This is a genomic window from Caballeronia sp. Sq4a, assembly GCF_023170545.1.
Classification (GTDB): domain Bacteria; phylum Pseudomonadota; class Gammaproteobacteria; order Burkholderiales; family Burkholderiaceae; genus Caballeronia.
Genome location: NZ_CP084250.1, coordinates 1,452,658 through 1,472,869, shown reverse-complemented (window position 1 = coordinate 1,472,869; position 20,212 = coordinate 1,452,658). Strand labels below are relative to the sequence as shown.

The following is a 20,212-nucleotide window of genomic DNA, read 5'->3' as shown; positions in this document are numbered from 1 at the left end:
GCGCGAGGCATCGGCGAGGAAAAGACGGCGGAAAGAAAGCACGGGCTGGAGTGGATACTTCAATGGCCGCTCAATATATAAGAAGCGTTTCTGGTTAGCCATTCGGGGCCGCCGCCCGGCGTTGCGGCGGCACGACGTGATTGATCCGCCCAAAGCACGCCGCATTCCCTACTCCCCGTCCCACTCCCCGCGCAAATCGCTCGTCTCCAGAAGCTGGAGCAGCGTCTCCGCCGGCCGGCTCAGATGCTTCGCGCCGAACGCGATGAACTCCACCTCGGGCAACTCCGGCAAGTCCGCGCGATTGACCGGCGGCGCGAGCCCGCGGCCCGCCAGAAAGTGCGAGCGCACCGTCAGCCCGAGCCCGCCGCGCGCCGCCGCGATGCAGCCCGCGTGGCTGCTGCTCGTGCAGACCATTTGCCAGCGCGCGCCGCTCGTCGCGAGCGAATCCAGCACGACGGCGCGCGTGACGCTCGGCTCGGCGACGAGAATCAGCGGCAGCGGCAGCGTCGTATCGACGACGGTCCCCGGCTTCGCGAGCCATTCCAGCCGCCCGCTGAAAAGCCGCGTGCCGCGCGCATCGCCGAGACGCCGCTTGCCGACGGCAAGATCCAGCTCGCCCGCGTCGAGCAGTTGATACAGCCGCCCGGTCATGCCGATGGTGATTTCCAGTTCCACGTCCGGATGCGTGTCGCGAAACGCGGCGAGCACGCTTGGCAGCGGTCCGAGCGCGAGATCGTCCGATGAGCCGAGCCGCACGCGTCCGCGCAGTCGAGGCGAGCGGAACTGCGATTCGGCGTGCGACATCGCTTCCAGAATGACGCGGGCGTGGACGAGCATCGCTTCGCCGTCGGCGGTCAGCGCAAGCGAGTGCGTGTCACGCAGGAAAAGCCGCCGGCCCACGCTCTCCTCCAGGCGCCGGATATGCTCCGACACGCTGGACTGACGCAAGCCGAGTTGCCGCCCGGCTTCGGTGAAACTGTGCGACGCGGCCACCGTCGCGAAGGTGTTCAGCCAGAGCGGATTGAGCATGCGGCATTGTCATCGCCTATGCCGATGACAGTCAATGCGGTTAGCGGTCTTCCCGATAACGCTTGCAGTCACTAAGATTTCACAGATGCGCTGAAAACGGTTCCAGCGCGACGCCCAGCTCTCTCCCTTATGACCAGACAGTCTTCGCACACGGCGCTTTTGTGGATCGTCGCCGTGGGCTTCTTCATGCAGGCGCTCGATACGACGATCGTCAACACGGCGCTGCCTTCCATCGCGCGGGACCTGCACGCCGCGCCGCTCGCAATGCAGTCGATCGTCGTCGCCTACACGCTCACGATGGCGCTCTTCACGCCCGCCTCCGGCTGGCTCGCTGACCGCTTCGGCACGCGGCGCGTGTACTTCGTGTCGATCAGCTTGTTCGTCGTCGGCTCGCTCGCCTGCGCGGGCGCGCATTCGCTCGACCAACTCGTCTTTGCGCGCGTGCTGCAAGGCATCGGCGGCTCGATGCTGCTGCCGATCGGCCGCCTCGCGGTGTTGCGCGCCGTCAGCGGCGAAGCCTACGTCTCCGCGCTCGCGATGATTTCCGTCGCCGGACAAGTCGGCCCGATTCTCGGCCCGACGCTCGGCGGATGGTTCGTCCAGTCGTTCACATGGCACTGGATCTTTCTGATCAACGTGCCGATCGGCGCGGCCGGCCTCTATGCGGTCCAGCGTTTCCTGCCTCACGACACGCTGCACGACGCGCCGCCCTTCGACTTCATCGGCTGCGGCTTGGTCTCGCTGTGCATGGTCGCGTTTTCGCTCGCGCTCGATCCGCCTGTCGAGACGCATCGCGGCGCGCTGTCGGCGGCGCTTTTCGCGCTCGCGGCGATATCCGCCCTCGCCTACATTCCGTATGCGCGTCACCGGCGCAACCCGCTCTTCAAGCTCGCGCTCTTTCGCGAGCCCAACTTCAGCGTCGGCCTGATCGGCAATCTGCTGTGCCGCATCGGTTCGAGCGCGGTGCCGTTTTTGCTGCCGCTCATGATGCAGCTGGAACTCGGCTATAGCCCGCTGCATTCCGGGCTCATGATGCTGCCCATCGCGATTGCGGGCACCGTCTCGAAGCGCTGGATCGCGCGGCTCGTCAAGCGGTACGGCTACGACACGTTCCTGTTGGTGAACACGGCGCTCGTCGGCGCGTCGATCGTCGCGTTCGCGGCTTTCTCGCCGTCATTGCCGCTCGCCGCCGAAATCGCGATTCTCGCGATCTTCGGCGCATGCAACTCGATGCAGTTCGCCGCGATGAACAGCGTCACGCTCAAGGGTTTGTCGAAGCAGGACGCGGGCAGCGGCAACAGCCTGTTCTCGATGGTGCAGATGCTGGCCATCGGCCTCGGCGTGTCGATCGGCGGCTCGCTCGTGCAGGTCTTCGAAGGACACTTCGGGTCGGCGTCGCTCGGCTTCAAACTGAGCTTCGCGTGCATGGGCGTGGTCACGCTGCTGTCGGGCGCGGTGTTCCGCCGGCTCGATTCCGCGCCGCGCACGTCCGCGCCGACGCCCGCCGCACGATAAGCAGGCGCGCGCGGTACGGGCTATCCTGCCCGTTGCCGCACGCCTTCTTCCCTTCTTCTGGAGCGCAACCGTGCAATACCGCAAATTCGGCAGCACCGGACTCACCGTATCGCGTCTCACCCTCGGCACGATGACCTTTGGTCTGCAGACCGACGAGAACGTGTCGCGCAGCATCATGGACCGCGCGAGCGAGGCAGGCGTCAATTTCATCGATACCGCCGATGTGTATCCGCTCGGCGGCACGCACGATATCGTCGGCCGCACGGAGGAGATCGTCGGGCGATGGGTTGCGGGCAAGCGCGACCAGTTCATCCTCGCGACCAAGGCCGTTGGCGTGATGGGACCGCTCGACTGGAACAAGGGCGCGTCGCGCAAGCACCTGCTCGATGCCATGGACGCGTCGCTCAGGCGCCTGAACACCGATTACGTCGATCTGTATCAGCTGCATATGGACGACCGCGACACGCCGCTCGACGAAACGCTGGAGGCGCTCGACGTGATCGTGCGGCACGGCAAGGCGCGTTATATCGGCGTGTCGAATTTCCTGGCGTACCGGCTCGCGCGGGCGCTCGGCCGCGCCGACGTGCTCCGTACCGCGCGCTTCGTCTCGGTGCAGCCGCGCTACAACCTGCTCTTCCGGCAGATCGAGCGCGAGTTGCTGCCGCTCGCAACCGAAGAAGGGCTCGCCGTGATTCCGTACAACCCGCTCGCGGGCGGCCTGCTGACGGGCAAGCACAAGCACGGCGCGGCGCCTTCCGAGGGCCGCTTCACCGCGACCGTCGGCAAGGCGGGCGAGATGTATCAGGAGCGTTACTGGCACGAGCGCGAGTTTCAGACCATCGAGAAGCTGAAGGAAATCGTCGCGCCGACCGGGCGTTCTCTTGCGAGCACGTCGCTCGCGTGGGTGCTTGAGAATCCCGCGGTGACATCGGCGATCATCGGCGCGAGCCGCCCGGAGCAGCTCGACGATACGCTCGCTGCCGTCGATCAACCGCTGGATCCGGACATCAAGGCGAAGCTCGACGATGCGACCGTCGAATACCGCTGGGGCGATGCATCGCGCTGAACGGCGCTGACCGGCATCGGTCGGCTCAAGCTGCACGCGCTCGCCGCGCGCAATAGACGCCTTCGAGCGAATACAGCGCGAGCGCGGCCCAGATGGCGCCGTAGCCGATCAGCTGATCGTGCCCGAACGCCTCCTGATAAATCGCCACGCCGATCAGCAGTTGCAGCGACGGCGTGATGTATTGAATCAGCCCGAGCATGGACAGCGGAATGCGCCGCGCACCGGCGGCGAACAGCAGGAGCGGCACGGCCGTCACCGGTCCGGCCGCCGCGAGCAGCAGCTTCACGCTGATCGTCGCGTGCGCGAAGCCGCTTCCTCCGTGCGAGCCGAGCACGAAGAGATAGAGCAGCGCCACCGGACACAGCAGCATGGTTTCGAGCGTCAGGCCTTCGAGCGCGCCGAGCGAGGCGGTCTTGCGCAGCAGGCCATAGCCGCCGAACGTGAGCGCAAGCGCGAAGCTGATCCAGGGCGGCGCGCCGTTGACCCACGTGAGCCACGCGACGCCCAGCGCGGCCACGATCACCGCGATCCACTGCACCGGCCGCAGGCGTTCGTGCAAAAACGCCATGCCGAACAGCACGTTGACGAGCGGATTGATGAAGTAGCCGAGACTCGCCTCGACGATACGCCCCGCGTTCACCGCCCAGATATAGATGCCCCAGTTCGCTGAGAGCAGCACCGCGCTCGCCGCGAAGCGCGCGAGCAGCCGCTTGTCGCGCAGCACGGGCACGAGCCATTGCCATTGACGGCGCGCGGTCAGCACGATCAGCAGGAAGAGCATCGACCACGCCATGCGGTGCGCGAGCATTTCGATCGCGCCGATCGAATGCAGCGCCTTGAAGTAGATCGGGAAAAGACCCCAGATGGCAAAAGCCGCGAATGCGTAGACGACGCCTGGATTCATGGTTCGATGCGTGGCGCAGATGTAAGCCGTCCGGACGTGGCCGGAAGCCGTCTGCAAGAAATGGAAGCCGGATTTTAGTCGATGCGGACCACCCAACCGCGCATCTCGCGAACGTCAGGCGAGCTTCGTGCTCGCAGCGTGCGTGAAAGCTCGCCGACAGCGCGTGCTAGCATGGCCCGCTAACCCTCGCCCTGCCCGCTTTTTTGCCTTCTCCCGTCGCCGCTAATGAACAACAACCCGTCCGTTCACCAGAACTTCTTTCATATCCTGCTGTTCGTCGTGACCGTCGCGCTCGGCTGGGTGCTGCTGCCGTTCTTCGGCGCGATCTTCTGGGGCGCGATACTCGCGCTGCTTTTTCAGCCGATGCAGCGCTGGCTCACGGCACGCTTTGGCAAGCGCCGCAACCTGGCCGCGCTGACGACGCTCGCTGCCGCCATTCTCATCGTCATCATTCCGGTGTCGGTGGTCGCGGTGACGCTCGTGCAGGAAGTCGCGCTCGTCTATACGCGCATCAAGAGCGGCGATCTGAACTTCGGCATGTACTTTCAGCACGTGCTTCATGCGCTGCCGGCGTCGGTGCAGCAACTGCTCGGGCGTTACGGCCTCGACGACATCGGCGGCGTGCAAAGCAAGCTGATGGAAGGCGCCTCGCGCATCAGCCAGTTCGCGGCGGCGCAGGCGCTGCTCATCGGTCAGAACACGTTCCAGTTCATCGTGAGCTTCGGCGTGATGCTCTATCTCGTGTTCTTCCTGCTGCGCGATGGCGGCGAGATCGGGCGACGCATCCGCCGCGCGCTTCCACTCGACCCGGCGCCGAAGCAGCATCTGATCGCGAAGTTCACGACCGTCGTGCGCGCGACGGTCAAGGGCAATATCGCGGTGGCTGCCGTGCAGGGCTTTCTAGGCGGGCTGATCTTCTGGATTCTCGGCATCAACGGCTCCTTGCTCTGGGGCGTGCTGATGGCGTTTCTGTCACTCTTGCCGGCGGTGGGCGCGGCGCTCGTCTGGGCGCCGGCCGCGCTTTACTTTTTCATGACCGGCGAGATCTGGCGCGGGCTGGTGCTGGTGGCGTTCTGCGTCGTCGTGATCGGGCTCGTGGATAACGTGCTGCGCCCGATTCTCGTCGGCAAGGACACGAAGATGCCCGACTGGGTCGTGCTCATCTCGACGCTCGGCGGCATGGCGTTGTTCGGCATCAACGGCTTCGTGATCGGGCCGCTCGTGGCCGCGTTGTTCATGGCGAGCTGGGATATCTTTTCGCAGGATGAGGACCCGCAATAGCCAAGAAAAATGGCTCCGCGAAGGAGCCATTTCTCATTGCACACGAATCTCGATCAGCGCGAATTCGGCGCGGTGTACCGGCAGTCGAAGCGCTTCCTCACCGTGCCGTTTTCATCGACGCTTTCCAGATACACGTCGAACTGCCACAAGCGCGCCATGTGCTTGAGCACTTCGTCGCTGTCGTTCGAGAGGTGGCGATTGTCGGTCATGAAGTGACGCAGCGTGAGGCTGCGGTCGCCGCGCGTGTTGACCGAATACACCTGAATGTTCGGCTCGCGATGATGAATGTCGTACTGTCGCGACAGCGCCTGCCGCACGTAGCGATAGCCGCTTTCGTCGTGAATGGCCGAGACTTCGAGCGCGTCGCGCATGTCGTCGTCGAGAATCGAAAAAAGGCGCATCTCGCGGATCAAATGCGGCGACAGATACTGCGCGATAAAGCTCTCGTCCTTGAAGTTGCGCATCGCGTAGTGCAGCGATTCGAGCCAGTCGCTGCCTGCGAGGTCGGGGAACCACTCGCGGTCTTCGTCCGTCGGGTTCTCGCAGATGCGGCGAATGTCGCTCATCATCGAAAAGCCGAGCGCATACGGGTTAATGCCGCTGTAATACGGCTTCGTCACCGGCGGCTGATAGACCACATTCGAATGCGAGTGCAGGAACTCCATCATGAAGCCGTCTTCTAGCCGGCCTTCGTTGTAGAGCGTGTTCAGCAGCGTGTAGTGCCAGAACGTGGCCCAGCCTTCGTTCATGACCTGCGTCTGCCGCTGCGGATAGAAATACTGTCCGACCTTGCGCACGATGCGAATGACTTCGCGCTCCCAAGGTTCGAGGAGCGGCGCGTTCTTTTCCGCGAAATACAGCAGATTCTCCTGCGGCTCCGGCGGATAGCGGCTTTCGATTTCCTCGGCGGACGGCGCCTTTTTGTTCGGCAGCGTGCGCCACAATTCATTCACCTGCGATTGCAGATACGCCTCGCGCTCGCGGCGCATCGCGGCTTCTTTCGCGAGCGACAGTTTCTGCGGACGCTTGTAGCGGTCCACGCCGTAGTTCATCAGCGCGTGGCACGAGTCAAGCAGTTCTTCGACGCGATCCAACCCGTGACGCTCCTCGCATTCCGCGATGTAATTCTTCGCGTAGACGAGGTAATCGATGATCGCGTGCGCGTCCGTCCACAGACGGAACAGGTAGTTGCCCTTGAAGAAGGAGTTATGCCCGTAAGCGGCATGCGCGATGACGAGCGCCTGCATCGTCATCGTGTTCTCTTCCATCAGATACGCGATGCACGGGTTCGAGTTGATGACGATCTCATACGCGAGGCCCATCTGCCCGCGCCGGTAGCTCTTTTCCGTCGAGAGAAAGTGCTTGCCGAACGACCAGTGCCGATAGTTCACCGGCATGCCGACGGACGCGTACGCATCCATCATCTGCTCGGCGCTGATGATTTCGAGCTGGATCGGATACACGTCGAGCCCGTAGCGATTCGCGACGCGCGAGATTTCGGCGTCGTACTCCTCGATCAGCTCGACGCTCCAGTCCGATGGGCATGGCAGCGGCCGCCGTTTTTCTGCAACGTTCATGCTTACCTCGTGCGTCGTGGCGGACGCATTGCGTTGCCCCGCTTCCGGTCCGAGTTTCGACGGCGCACGATCGTCCGTGCCGTCGAGATGATATCCACGCGTTTCGTTGTTCACGTGCCTCGTCGTCATGCGGCCGCCTGTTGTTTTTCGAAGAGTTCGCGGAACACCGGATAAATGTCCGAGGCCGAGTCGACCTTCTTCATCGCCAGTTCAGGCGCGCCGGCCGCAAGTTGAGCATACTCCAACCACAGGTTCTGCTCTTCTGGCGCGACTTGAATATACGCAAAATACCGCACCTTCGGCAGGATGTCCTCCGCGAGCAGCTTGCGGCATTTCGGGGAATCGTCGGTCCAGTTGTCGCCGTCCGATGCCTGTGCGCCGTAAATGTTCCATTCAGTCGGCGAGTAGCGCTCGTCCATGATTTTCTTCATGAGTTCGAGCGCGCTCGACACCACCGTGCCGCCGCTTTCCGTCGAATGAAAGAACGTGTCTTCATCGACTTCTTCGGCGCGCGTATGGTGACGGATGAAAACTACCTCGATCTTCTCGTAGTTCCGCTGCAGGAAGAGATACAGCAGGATGAAGAAACGCTTCGAAAGGTCCTTGCGCTGTTCGTCCATGGAACCGGACACGTCCATCAGGCAGAACATCACCGCCTTGCTCGAAGGCGTGGGCTGCTTCACGCGGTTGATGTAGCGCAGATCGAACGGATCGATGAACGGAATGCGCGTGATCCGTCCCTGCATGATGACGATGTCCGCTTCCAGCCGCGCGATGTCGTCCGGATTGCCGTCCTCTTCCTTCAATTGTTCGAGCTGGCGTTCCATCTCGCGCAATTGCGCCGACAGCGGCCACCCGAGCGCGATGCGCCGGCCGAGCGCGCTGCGCAGCGAGCGCACCACGTCGATGTTGTTCGGCGTGCCTTCCGCCGCCCAGCCCGCGCGCACGTTCTTCCACGTCGGCACGGCGAGCAGCTGCGTTTTGACGAGGCGCGGCAGTTCGAGATCGTCGAAGAAGTACTGCATGAATTCTTCGCGCGACAGCTCGAAGACGAAATCGTCCTGGCCTTCGCCCTCGTTGCTCGCGCTCTTGCCGCCGCCGCCCGAGCCGCCTTGTGGGCGCGGGATCTTGTCGCCGCGCACGTAGTCGGCGTTGCCCGGATGCACGTATTCACGCTTGCCGCCCGGGCCATGCCGGAACGACGGCTCCGCGATGTCCTTCTTCGGAATCGTGATGCTCTGCGTGCTCTGAATGTCTTTGATGCTGCGATCGCGCACCGCGTCGGAAACGGCGCGGCGAATGTAGTTCTTGACGCGTCGCAGGAAGCGTTCGCGGTTCGCGATGCTCTTGTTCTTGCCGGCTAACCTGCGGTCGATGATTTGGTGCAGCACATCCAGTCTCCCGCAAAAATGGCGAGTGCGAGAGGCGCCGCATGTTTGCGCCACAAGCGGCGCCTCTCGCTCGCAATCTGCCCGCTTGGCCATCCGGATGCAAGCATCGAACCCGGACGGCGCGGACCTGCACTGCTTTACTGCAACTTCCTTCGTGAAACCGCGCCGCTTAAGACGACTTGCGCACGCGCAGATACCAGTCGCACAACAAACGCACCTGCTTCGGCGTATAACCCTTCGCGACCATGCGATTCACGAAGTCCTCGTGCTTGCGTTGCTCTTCGGCCGATCCCTTCGCATTGAAGGAGATGACCGGCAAGAGTTCCTCCGTATTCGAGAACATCTTCTTCTCGATCACGACGCGCAGCTTCTCGTAGCTGATCCACGCGGGATTCTTCCCGCCGTTGTTAGCACGCGCGCGCAGCACGAAATTCACGATCTCGTTGCGGAAGTCCTTCGGGTTGCTGATGCCCGCGGGCTTCTCGATCTTCTCCAGTTCCGCGTTGAGCGCGGCGCGGTCGAAGCTCTCGCCGGTGTCGTGATCGCGGAACTCCTGATCCTGAATCCAGAAGTCCGCATACGTCACATAGCGATCGAAGATGTTTTGTCCATACTCCGAATACGATTCCAGATAAGCCGTCTGAATCTCCTTCCCGATGAATTCGGCGTAGCGCGAAGCCAGTACGTCCTTGATGAACGACAGGTACTTCTGCTCCGTTTCCGGCGGGAACTGCTCGCGCTCGATCTGCTGTTCGAGCACGTACATGAGATGCACCGGGTTAGCCGCGACCTCGGTCGAATCGAAGTTGAACACGCGCGACAGAATCTTGAACGCGAAACGCGTGGACACGCCCGTCATGCCTTCGTCGACGCCCGCGAAGTCGCGATACTCCTGATACGACTTCGCTTTGGGATCGGTGTCCTTCAGGTTCTCGCCGTCGTAGACCTGCATCTTCGAGAAGAGGCTCGAATTCTCCGGCTCGTGCAGGCGCGTGAGCACGGCCATCTGCGCCATCATCTTGAGCGTGCCGGGCGCGCACACCGCTTCGGCAAGCGAAGAATTGCGCAAGAGCTTCTCGTAGATCTTCACCTCTTCGCTATAGCGCAGGCAGTACGGCACCTTTACCACGAAGATACGATCGAGCAGCGCCTCGTTGTTCTTGTTGTTGCGGAAAGCCTTCCATTCCGATTCGTTCGAGTGCGCGAGAATCACGCCGTCGAACGGAATCGCGCCGAAGCCTTCCGTGCCCTTGAAGTTGCCTTCCTGTGTTGCCGTCAGGAGCGGATGCAGCACCTTGATCGGCGCCTTGAACATTTCGACGAATTCGAGCAGGCCCTGATTCGCGAGGCACAGGCCGCCGGAATAGCTGTAAGCATCGGCGTCGTCCTGCGAGTAGGTTTCGAGCTTGCGAATGTCCACCTTGCCGACGAGCGAGGAGATGTCCTGATTGTTCTCGTCGCCCGGCTCCGTCTTCGCGATGCCGATTTGCCGAAGGATCGACGGATAGCGGCGCACCACGCGGAACTTGCGGATATCGCCGTTGTATTCGTGCAGGCGCTTCACAGCCCACGGCGAAAGAATGCTCTTCAGGTAACGGCGCGGAATGCCGTATTGTTCCTCGAGCACGGGACCGTCTTCGTCGTAATCGAAAAGACCGAGCGGCGATTCGTTTACGGGCGAGCCCTTGAGCGCATAGAACGGTACGCGCTCCATGAGTTGCTTGAGCCGTTCTGCAATGGACGACTTGCCGCCGCCCACCGGACCGAGCAGATACAGGATCTGCTTTTTCTCTTCCAGACCCTGCGCGGCGTGCCTGAAATACGACACGACGTTCTCGATCACTTCCTCCATTCCGTAGAACTCGCGGAACGCCGGATACACCTTGATGACCTTGTTTGCAAACACACGCGATAAACGCGGATCGAGGCGAGTGTCGACCATTTCGGGTTCCCCGATGGCCGTCAGCATGCGTTCGCCCGCTGTTGCATATGTGGCAGGATCTTCCTTGCAGAGCGCGAGATACTCTTCGAGCGAGAATTCCTCCTCGCGCGTTTTTTCGAAGCGGGTCGCGAAACTGCTGTAGATATCCATGCTACCTCCTCGCCGAAGTCAGAAAGCCTTGGTCGTCTCAACGCGCGTTATCGAAACGACATCGCTTGAATTCATCCTAAACCCTTTCGAATTTTTTTTCACGCACTTGCTTGGTTGATTTGCTTAGAAGCTGCTCGGAACAATCACTAGCTTGGTAGGTTATTTTCGTTCACCTACAATCCTCAGTCCCAAGATGCTCATCGTATCTGCTTCAAGCATCGCCGCGCATGAGTGCAGCCTGCGCTGCATCTGCGCTTCGGCATGTACGCTGCGCCGCGCCCGCTTCATCGGTACACCGCGACCTTCCGCCAAAGCATGTCGCGAGCGCATGTCGTCACGTCAGCACGAGTTCCAGTTCCCCGATGCGATCGATCGAGCCATGCACCATGGCCGGTCCTTCCACGCGATAAGCGCCTGTGTATGAGCCCGTGGTGATGGTCCAGAAAGGCTCGACCGTTAAACCCATGCGCGAACAATGGTTGACGAGCCAGGGCAGCAATTCGCGAGGATCGCCCGCCGGATTGCCGAGGGTAGCTGGAGCAATCCCCACGCCATCGAGCGTGAGTTCAAGGCGCGGCGCAAGAAAATCGAAGCCCGGCGCGACGACCTCGTAAGGTTCCATGCCGCTCGTGATGAGCGCGCCGTTGTTCTGCGCATCGGCAAGCTGCGCGAGCGGATCGAGATTGGGCCACTGCGCGAAACGGCTATCGACCACTTCGAGCGCGACTGCAATGCCGCTGATGGCCGCGAGCACTTCGGCGCGCGTGTAAGGATCGTTCTTCGGGGGCAACGCATACGCGAAGCGAAAGGCAATCTCCAGTTCCACGAGCACGCGAAAGAAGCCTTCGAAAGGAAGGCGCGCGGGCGAAACATAGACACATTCGGCATCGATGGGCGCGCCCGCCGCGAGCGCATCGGGCGCGCGCGCGCCGATCTTCCATGCGCCGATGCGCGCGTGGCTGTCGCGCAGGACTTCGTGCTGGATGGCGTAAGCGGTGGGCGCGTCGGCGGGGAGATCGCGCGGCTCCAGCGTGTCGATCAGTCGATGCTGACGCCGGGCCGCGACGAGCTTGGCGGCAAGTGTCGATCCGGTCATGTCGATCCCCTCGTGTGAATGGACGCGCAGTGTCGTCAGTGTACGGGTTACCGGACCGGCGGTGCTTCACGTTGCCCGCTTGCTGCTATTTCATGCGCTCGCATGCGATCTCATGCGCACGCGCGATGCGGGCAACGGCATCAAAAGGTCAGAACGTCTCCCAGTCGCCGCCCGCCGTCGACAGCGCAGCGGGTTTCGCGCTCGCCGCAGGCTTCATGCTCGCCGCGGGCTTAACAGCCGCCGCAGGCGGCGCGACGCGCTTCGGCTTCGTGGATACGGTCGCCGGCACTTGCAAGGAAGCAGCAGCAAGCCCCGCGCCTTCAGTCACCTGAAACACTGCGACCGCCTGACGCAGGCGCGCGGCCTGATCTTCGAGCGACTGAGCGGCCGCCGCCGCTTCTTCCACGAGCGCCGCGTTTTGCTGCGTGACCTCGTCCATCTGCGTGACGGCGCGCGACACCTGCTCGATGCCGGTCGTCTGCTCCGCCGATGCCGCCGCGATCTCGCCCATGATGTCGGTCACGCGTTGCACCGCGCCGATGATCTCGTTCATCGTGCGGCCCGCTTCGTCGACGAGCGTGGTGCCCGACTGCACGCGCGCGACCGACGTGTCGATCAACTCCTTGATTTCCTTGGCCGCCGTCGACGAACGCTGCGCCAGATTGCGCACTTCGCCGGCCACGACCGCGAAGCCGCGCCCTTCTTCGCCCGCGCGCGCCGCTTCGACGGCCGCGTTGAGCGCGAGGATGTTGGTCTGGAACGCAATGCCTTCGATGATCGTGATGATGTCGGCGATCTTCGCCGAGCTGCGGCTGATTTCGCCCATCGTATCGACGACTTGCGTGACGACGGCGCTGCCCTTGCCCGCGATCTCCGACGCGTTGGCGGCGAGCGTGCTGGCCTGACGCGCGTTATCCGCGTTCTGGCGCACCGTGCTCGTCAGTTCCTCCATGCTCGACGCCGTTTCCTGTAACGCGGACGCCTGTTCCTCCGTGCGCGACGAAAGATCGGTATTGCCCGCCGCGATCTGCTGCGTGGCCGACGCGATCGATTCGCTGCCCGAGCGCACCGTGCGAACCGTCGTGAGCAGACTGGCGCGCATCTTCGCGAGGCCTTCGAGCAGCAGGCCCATTTCGTCGCGCGAGGTCACGACTACGTCGCGGCGCAGGTCGCCGGCGGCGATGGCTTCGAAATGCGTGAGCGCGGCTTCGAGCGGCCGCGCGATGGCGCGCCGCAACGCGAACCACGCGAACGCCGCCGCCGCGAGGCCCAGCGCGATGGCCGAAAGACTCAGCGCGCGGAACCACGTATAGCGGCTCTGCGCGTCTTCGTAGCTCTTCTTCGAGGCGTCGGTGAGAAACGCGCGCAGCGCGTCGTTCGCGTTGGCGAGTTCGTTGTAGGCCGCCTGCATCGCCTTGGCCGCCTCGATCATGCCCGCGCGGTCGTCCGCCGTGACGGCCGCGAGTCCCCTGTCGACGGCGCGTTGAAGCGCGAGCCGCTTGTCCTGCGACGCATCGGCCAGACGCCGCTCGTCGGGCGTCTGCGGCAGCGACATGTAGTTCTTCCAGAAGGCGTCGGCGCGCTCGCGCATCATGCGCGAACGCTCGATGGTCGCGCTCACCTCGGACGTGCCGGCGAGCAGCGCCGCGCGGTCGAACACGAGCCGTTCGCGCGCCGCATACATTTCGCTGTTGCCGACCGCGATGGCGCCCGGCATCTGCACCGAGTATGTGTCGAGGAAAGCCTCGTTCGTGCGGCCCATGCCCGCGAGTCCCAGTGCGCCGATGCCGATGAGCAGCGCGCCGAGAAACGCCATCGAGATGCCGATGCGTGCCTTGATCGTCAAAGCCTTTTTCATGGATGTGTCCCTGATGCCGGTTCGAATGTGCGCGGGCGTCGTGACGCATAGAGCCGCGATCGGGCGGCACGCGTTTGCGCAGCCGCTTTCGACATGAACGGCATGAAGACACCGGGACTTGAGAAGGTTCTTTCCCTGATAGGGAAAACGACGCGTTGCGCGCGCCGTTATTCAGCGCGTGTTGAAAACTTATGCTGCGATTTCGCTGCGGCGCGGAATGGACGGCTGCGCGCCCTCGCGCGTGACGGCGAGCGCGGCGGCGCGCTGACCGAAGGCGATCGCATCCGCGACGGCGCTGCCGCGCGCCAGTTCCGCCGCGAATCCGCCGATGAACGTATCGCCCGCGGCAGTCGTGTCGACGGCCTCGACCTTCGGCGACGGCAGATGCTGGCCGTCGCTGTCGTCTCCTAAGAGCGCGAACACGCCCTGCGCGCCGAGCGTGACGATCACGTTGCGCGCGCCTTTCTCCTTCAGCACGCGAGCGGCGCGGCGCGCATCGTCCGGCGTCGCGATGGCGATACCCGAAAGCGTCGCGGCTTCCAGTTCGTTCGGAATCAGGTAGTCGATGAGCGCGAACCAGTCGGCGGGCAGCGTGCTCGCCGCGGGCGCGGGATTGAGAATCGTCGTGCGGCCCAGTCGGCGGCCCGCGGCCAGCGCCGCGCGCACGGTCTCCGGCGGCGTTTCGAGCTGGCAGACGATGACATCGGCGCGTGCGAGCAGTGCTTCTTGTTCGTCGATGACCGCAGGCGTGACCTGCGCGTTGCTGCCCGCGACGATGACGATCGCATTCTGGCTCGCGTCGTCCACGATGATGAGCGCGACGCCCGTCGGCGCGTCCGCGCTCGTCGCGAGCGCGGCGCAGTCGATGCCTTCCGCTTCGAGGCCCGCGCGCAGCGTTGCGCCGTTCGCGTCGCGGCCGACGCAGCCGATCATCGCGACCTGCGCGCCGAGACGCGCGGCCGCCACCGCCTGATTCGCGCCCTTGCCGCCCGGCGCCTGCACGAAGGCGGAGCCGGCGAGCGTTTCGCCCGGCTTCGGCAGGCGCGGCGCGCGCGCGACGAGGTCCATGTTGAGACTGCCGACCACTACCACGCGCCCGCGCGTGCCCGTTTCACTCGTTGCGTTGTCGCTCATCGCGATGAAATCCTGCTCCGGTTGTTGGTCCGCGTTATTCCGCGCTATTCCGCGTTATTCCGATCTGGCGTCTGCCACGGCGCCGCTCTCGGCGCCATGCGACTCGGGCACGACCGCCGTGGATTCGCGCAGCACGAGACGCGGCGGGACCACGCGGCGGCGCGTCGTGCCGCCGAGCTTGCCGACGATGCGCTCGATGAGCGTCTGCGCGGCCATCTCGCCGAGCGCGCGCACCGAATGGCCGACCGTCGACAGGGCAGGATACGTGTAGCGCGACAACTCGACATCGTCGAAGCCGATGATCGAGCAATCGTCCGGCACGCGAATCTTGCGCTCGGCCGCCGCCCGCAGCGCGCCGATGCCCATCATGTCGTTACACGCGAAGATCGCGGTCGGCTTCATCGCGTCGAACAGTTGCGAGGCCGCCGCATAGCCGCCCGTCGCGGAAAAGTCGCTCTGAACGATCGCGTTCGGCTCGATCTCGACGCCGCGCTCGGCCATCGCGCGGATAAAACCGTGCAGGCGCATGGCGCTCACCGCCGTCGCGACCGGACCGGTAATGCAGCCGATCTCCGAATGCCCCGTTTGCAGCAGATGCTTCGTCGCGATATACGCGCCTTTCTCGTGGTCGATCTGCACGAGGTCCGCCGAGACGCCCTCGATGTTGCGGTCCACGATGACGAGCGGCTCACGCGCGCCCGCGAGACACTGCGCGAGCACCGCGTCCTCGCCCGCCGATGCGATCACCAGGCCGTCGATGCGCTTTTCCTGCAAGACGCGCAAATAGTTGCGCTGCTTGGCCGGATCGTCGTCCGAGTTGCAGAAGAAGACGCAGTAGCCGTTTTTCGCGCAGCCGTCCTCGACGCCGCGCGCGAGTTCGGCGAAGTACGGATTCGTCGCATTCGGCACGAGCAGCCCGATGGTCGCCGTGGACTTCGCCTTGAGCGAGCGCGCCACGGCCGACGGCACGTAGTCCAGCTCGCGGATCGCGCGCTCGACCTTCGCCCGCACATCGGCCGACACCGGCCTTGAATTGTTCACTACGTGGGACACCGTCGTAAACGACACCCCAGCAATGGCTGCCACGTCCTTGATCGTCGCCATACATCGTCCTTCGCTTATGCTTTGGTCCAACTTCTTTTATTGACCGGAAACGTCCTCTCGCGCGGCCCTCCCGCGCCGGCCGTTTTCCTTCCGCTCAGCGCTCTCGACGTTGTCTAGACGTTGAACGGACTGCCCGGTCGTCTCTATTTGACTGCACTTACGTTTAACGTCGCCGCCCACCCCGTTGCGAGGCGCCGACGTGCTGCCTGCTGCCCTGCTACATCGAGCTCAACCGCGCCTGCGCCGGCTCCGGTACGTATCCAGCACCACCGCGACCACGATCACCGCGCCCGTGATGATGCGCTTGGTCGGCTCGTTCGCGCCGATCTGCGCGAGCCCCGCCGCCAGCACCGAGATGATGAGAACGCCGAAAAACGTGCTGATGACCGAGCCGCGCCCGCCCATCAGACTCGTTCCGCCGATCACCACCGCCGCGATCACCTGAAGCTCCACGCCCGCGCCCGCGTTCGGATCCGCGGCTTCGAGACGTGAAATCTGGAACAGCGCGGCCAGTCCCGACAGCGCGCCCATCAGCGCGAACACGATGACCTTGTACGGCCGCGGATCGACACCCGCGAGCCGCACCGCTTCCTCGTTCGTGCCGATGCCTACCAGATAACGGCCGAAAATCGTCCGGGTCAAGACCCAATGCGCAAGAATCATCACCGCGACCGCAATCAGGAACGCCGGCGAGATGCCGAACGCGATCGGATTCGACAGAAAATCGAACGCATCGCCGATGTACGCGGTGCGCGAGTTCGTCATCTGATACGCGAGCCCGCGCGCCGCTTCCAGCACGCCGAGCGACACGATGAACGACGGAATGCGCCACGCCACCGTGACGAGCCCCGTGACCGTGCCCGTCAGCGCGGCGGCGGCCAGCCCGATGAGCGCCGCCGGAAGCGCGGGCCAGTGCCACTTCAACGCGGCCACGCTCACCACCGACGCGCCGAGCGCAAGGACCGAGCCCACCGACAAGTCGATCCCCGCGATGATCAGCACGAACGTCATGCCGACCGACATCACGACGAGATCCGGTATCTGGTTCGCGATCGTGCTGAACGTGTCGTACGTCAGGAAGTGCGAACTCAGCACGGAGAAAAGCGCGATCATCGCGGCGAGCGCGCCGGCCAGCCCCAGATAATTGGAAAAGCCCAGGCGCGTGCCCGCGCCCTTCGCGTTCTTGCCGCTTTTCGGCGCATCGGCTGGCAGATTCGCTTCGGTCTGTCCGGTCATTCAATGCTCCAGCAAATTGTCTTGTTCGGGCGGCTTCGCGTCGGGCGCGAGCGGCTCGTGCAGAATCGCCTCGCGCTTCGCGTAGCCCGCGAAAGCCGCCGCGAGCAACGCATCCTGCGTCCAGTTCGCGCGCTCGAACACGCCGGTCATGCGCCCGGCCGACATCACGCCGATCCGGTCGCAGATCAACATCAGTTCGCGTAGATCGCTCGACACGACCACCAGCGCGCGGCCTTCGCGGGCGAGCGCGCCCATCAGCCCGTAAATATCGAACTTCGCGCCGACGTCGATGCCGCGCGTCGGTTCGTCGAAAAGCAGCACGGCGCAGTCGCGGGCGAGCCAGCGGCCGATCACGACTTTCTGCTGATTGCCGCCCGATAGCTCGGACACCGCTTGCGCCGGCCCCGACGTGCGGATGCGCATGGCGTCGATCTGGCGCTCGGCGAGCGCGGCTTCGCGGCGCGTGTCGATCACGCCGTGACGCGCCACCGCGCCCACGTTGCCGAGTGAAACGTTCACGGCGATGGGCAGGCCGAGCAGCAGGCCCTCGCCCTTGCGGTCCTCCGTGATGAGCGCGATGCCGTTTTTCACCGCGTCCGACGGCGACTGGATGTTCACCGGGCGCAGTGATTTGCCGCCGCGCGAAACGGACACCGTGCCGGCGTCCGCGCGATCCGCGCCGTAGATCAGGCGCATGAGTTCCGTGCGCCCCGCGCCGATCAGCCCGCTGATGCCGAAAATCTCGCCCGCGCGCACCTCGAAGGACACGTCGCGCACGGCCGGGGCGCGCGTCATGCCGTCCACTTTCAGCGCGACGCCGCCCAGCTTGCGCTCGCCGAGATCGATGCGTTCGCCCAGTTCGCGGCCGACCATCAGCGTGACGAGCTGGTCGCTGGTCAGCGCGCTCATCGGCCCGACGTGCACGAGGCGGCCGTCGCGCAACACCGCCGCGCGCTCCGCGATGCGCCTCAGTTCTTCCAGCCGATGCGAGATATAGACGAGCGCCACGCCGCGCGCCTTGAGCCGCGCGATCTGCTCGAAGAGGAGATCGACTTCGCGTGCGGTGAGCATCGCGGTGGGTTCGTCGAGAATCAGCACGCGGCAATCGCCGATCAGGTTGCGCGCGATTTCGACCATCTGCTGATGCCCGATGCCGAGGTCGCCCACGAGCGTGTCCGGGTCGATGGCATCGAGCCCGACTTGCGCCATCGCGTGCCGCGCGTCCTCGGCGAGCCGCTTGCGGTCGATCCAGCCGATCTTGAGGCGCCCTTTCTGCGGCAGGCGGTTGAGGAAGAGGTTTTCCGCGACCGAAAGCGTCGGCAGCAGGTTCAGCTCCTGCATTACCATGCGCACGCCGAGCGATTCGGCTTCGGTGCGGCTTTGCGGCGCGTACGGCTGGCCCGCGAGCGTCATCGTGCCCGTGGTCGGATTGGTGAGCCCGCCGATGATCTTCGACAGCGTGCTCTTGCCCGCGCCGTTTTCGCCGGTCAACGCGAGCACCTCGCCCGGCGAGAGTCCGAGCGATACGTCGGCCAGCACCGGCTCGACATAGGTCTTGCCGATTCCCGTGACGGTCAGCACGCTCGCGTCGTGCGCGTCTTTCATCATGGCGTAAGGTCGCTCAAGGCGGTCGGTGCATCCTCGGCAAAGTGGTGCATGCGTTGCGGCGGGACGGCGGCCGGCGCGCTCCGCCGCCATCCGTCCACCGCGCTCGTCCGTCTTAACGGCATGATGGCCGCGAACTTGAGGACGAACGGTTCGCGGCGCAACGCTGGCTGCGCTTTACTTCGTCACGAGATCGACGGGCGTTTCCACCACGGTCGAGAGCTCCGACTGCTTCTTGTGCCCGGAAATGGCCTTGAGCGCCACGTCGATGCCGAACACGGCCTGCTTCGCCGCGTATTGATCCGCGGTGGCGAGCACGCGGCCGTCTTTCAGCATCGGCTTGATGGCGTTGATGTTGTCGTAGCCGACCACCTGCACCTTGCCGGCCTTGCCCGCCGCGCGCACCGCCGACACCGCGCCGATCGCCATGTTGTCGTTGCCGCAGAGCAGCGCCTTGACGTTCGGATTCGCGTTGAGAATCTGCGACGCGACGGCGTTGCCCTTGTCGATTTCCCAGTCGCCCGACTGGAGCGCGACCACCTTCATGCCGGCCGCGTCCATCGCGTCCTTGAAGCCGGCCGTGCGCTGCTGCGCGTTGGTGGTCGTCGAGACGCCTTCGATGATGCCGACTTCGTCGCCCTTCTTCAGGTGCTTGGCGAGATAGTCGCCGACCTGGCGCGCGCCCTTGCGGTTGTCCGGGCCGACGAACGGGACGTTCAAGTCCTTCGACTTGAGCACGTCCTGGTCGAGCCGGTTGTCGATATTCACCACGATGATGCCTGCGTCCGCCGCCTTCTTGATGACCGGCACGAGCGCCTTCGAATCCGCCGGCGCGATGACGAGCGCATCGACCTTCGAGACGATCATCTGCTCGACGATGCGGATCTGCGCGGCCGTATCGGTTTCGTCCTTGATGCCGTTGGTGATGAGCTCGAACTTGTCGGCGTTGTGCTGCTGGTAGTCTTTCGCGCCGTTTTCCATCGTGAGGAAGAACTCGTTGGCGAGCGACTTCATCACGAGCGCGACCTTCGGCTTGCCGGCGCTTTGCGCGAACGCGGGCGATGCGGCGAAAGGCAGCGCGCTGCACGCAACGAGCGCGACGGCGGCTGACAGGACGCGACGGCGAATGGCTGACTTCATGCGGTTCTCCTCCAGTGTTTTGATTGATTTGTTTGCAGTGGGTCCTGCATGTCACGCGAAACGTGGGCGGTTCAACGTTTGCCGCCGTCGATTCTCGTTCGTGGGAGGCGCGCGGTCAATCGGGCTAACGTGCAGTGGGCGCTTCGGACGCACGCGCAATGTGGTCTCGCGCGCGTTCGGCGTT

General features: G+C 64.2%; 15 protein-coding genes. 3 read left to right on the top strand and 12 right to left on the bottom strand.

Annotated features, from left to right (window positions below):
* Positions 1–168: 168 nt before the first annotated feature.
* On the bottom strand, positions 169–1,029 hold the full coding sequence (locus LDZ24_RS06965) for a LysR family transcriptional regulator (RefSeq protein ID WP_248319847.1): 861 nt from the start codon (positions 1,027–1,029) through the stop codon (positions 169–171).
* Between the two features lie 129 nt (positions 1,030–1,158).
* On the opposite strand from LDZ24_RS06965, the gene LDZ24_RS06960 reads away from it, so the two are divergent.
* On the top strand, positions 1,159–2,544 hold the full coding sequence (locus LDZ24_RS06960; protein ID WP_248322234.1) for a DHA2 family efflux MFS transporter permease subunit: 1,386 nt from the start codon (positions 1,159–1,161) through the stop codon (positions 2,542–2,544).
* Positions 2,545–2,614: 70 nt separating this feature from the next.
* Positions 2,615–3,610, top strand: a complete 996-nt coding sequence (locus tag LDZ24_RS06955; protein ID WP_248322233.1) for an aldo/keto reductase — start codon at positions 2,615–2,617, stop codon at positions 3,608–3,610.
* A gap of 25 nt (positions 3,611–3,635) precedes the next feature.
* Here the strand turns inward: LDZ24_RS06955 and rarD are convergent, their stop codons facing one another.
* Positions 3,636–4,514, bottom strand: coding sequence for an EamA family transporter RarD (rarD, locus tag LDZ24_RS06950; protein WP_248322232.1), 879 nt, complete (start codon positions 4,512–4,514; stop codon positions 3,636–3,638).
* Positions 4,515–4,739: 225 nt separating this feature from the next.
* Here rarD and LDZ24_RS06945 point away from each other — a divergent pair, with 225 nt between their 5' ends.
* Positions 4,740–5,795: an AI-2E family transporter gene (locus LDZ24_RS06945; protein ID WP_248322231.1), complete on the top strand. Its 1,056-nt coding sequence runs from the start codon at positions 4,740–4,742 to the stop codon at positions 5,793–5,795.
* Between the two features lie 53 nt (positions 5,796–5,848).
* On the opposite strand, the gene LDZ24_RS06940 is transcribed toward LDZ24_RS06945, so the two are convergent.
* The 10 genes from LDZ24_RS06940 to LDZ24_RS06895 all read right to left on the bottom strand — a co-directional run bounded on the left by LDZ24_RS06940 (position 5,849) and on the right by LDZ24_RS06895 (position 20,028).
* Positions 5,849–7,501 carry a SpoVR family protein gene (locus LDZ24_RS06940; RefSeq protein ID WP_175940322.1) on the bottom strand — a complete coding sequence of 551 codons (1,653 nt, stop codon included), beginning with the start codon at positions 7,499–7,501 and terminating at the stop codon, positions 5,849–5,851.
* On the bottom strand, positions 7,498–8,763 hold the full coding sequence (locus LDZ24_RS06935; RefSeq protein WP_175940321.1) for a YeaH/YhbH family protein: 1,266 nt from the start codon (positions 8,761–8,763) through the stop codon (positions 7,498–7,500). Before LDZ24_RS06935 ends, LDZ24_RS06940 begins: the two co-directional genes overlap by 4 nt.
* Positions 8,764–8,932: 169 nt before the next feature.
* On the bottom strand, positions 8,933–10,855 hold the full coding sequence (locus LDZ24_RS06930; protein WP_248322230.1) for a PrkA family serine protein kinase: 1,923 nt from the start codon (positions 10,853–10,855) through the stop codon (positions 8,933–8,935).
* 334 nt (positions 10,856–11,189) lie between these two features.
* Positions 11,190–11,951 (bottom strand): 2-keto-4-pentenoate hydratase, encoded by a 762-nt coding sequence (locus LDZ24_RS06925; RefSeq protein ID WP_248322229.1) that lies wholly within the window; start codon positions 11,949–11,951, stop codon positions 11,190–11,192.
* A 148-nt stretch (positions 11,952–12,099) separates the two neighbouring features.
* A complete protein-coding gene (locus LDZ24_RS06920) occupies positions 12,100–13,809 on the bottom strand; it encodes a methyl-accepting chemotaxis protein (RefSeq protein ID WP_248322228.1) in 1,710 nt (569 codons plus the stop codon).
* A gap of 189 nt (positions 13,810–13,998) precedes the next feature.
* Positions 13,999–14,943: a ribokinase gene (gene rbsK / locus LDZ24_RS06915; RefSeq protein WP_248322227.1), complete on the bottom strand. Its 945-nt coding sequence runs from the start codon at positions 14,941–14,943 to the stop codon at positions 13,999–14,001.
* Between the two features lie 54 nt (positions 14,944–14,997).
* Positions 14,998–16,047 (bottom strand): LacI family DNA-binding transcriptional regulator, encoded by a 1,050-nt coding sequence (locus LDZ24_RS06910; RefSeq protein WP_175940317.1) that lies wholly within the window; start codon positions 16,045–16,047, stop codon positions 14,998–15,000.
* Positions 16,048–16,275: 228 nt separating this feature from the next.
* Positions 16,276–17,283 (bottom strand): ABC transporter permease, encoded by a 1,008-nt coding sequence (locus LDZ24_RS06905; RefSeq protein WP_175940316.1) that lies wholly within the window; start codon positions 17,281–17,283, stop codon positions 16,276–16,278.
* Positions 17,284–18,891 carry a sugar ABC transporter ATP-binding protein gene (locus LDZ24_RS06900; protein WP_371747399.1) on the bottom strand — a complete coding sequence of 536 codons (1,608 nt, stop codon included), beginning with the start codon at positions 18,889–18,891 and terminating at the stop codon, positions 17,284–17,286.
* A gap of 174 nt (positions 18,892–19,065) precedes the next feature.
* The gene (locus LDZ24_RS06895; RefSeq protein ID WP_248322226.1) at positions 19,066–20,028 is read right to left on the bottom strand and encodes a sugar ABC transporter substrate-binding protein; all 963 of its coding nucleotides are present in this window, start codon (positions 20,026–20,028) and stop codon (positions 19,066–19,068) included.
* Positions 20,029–20,212: the final 184 nt, after the last annotated feature.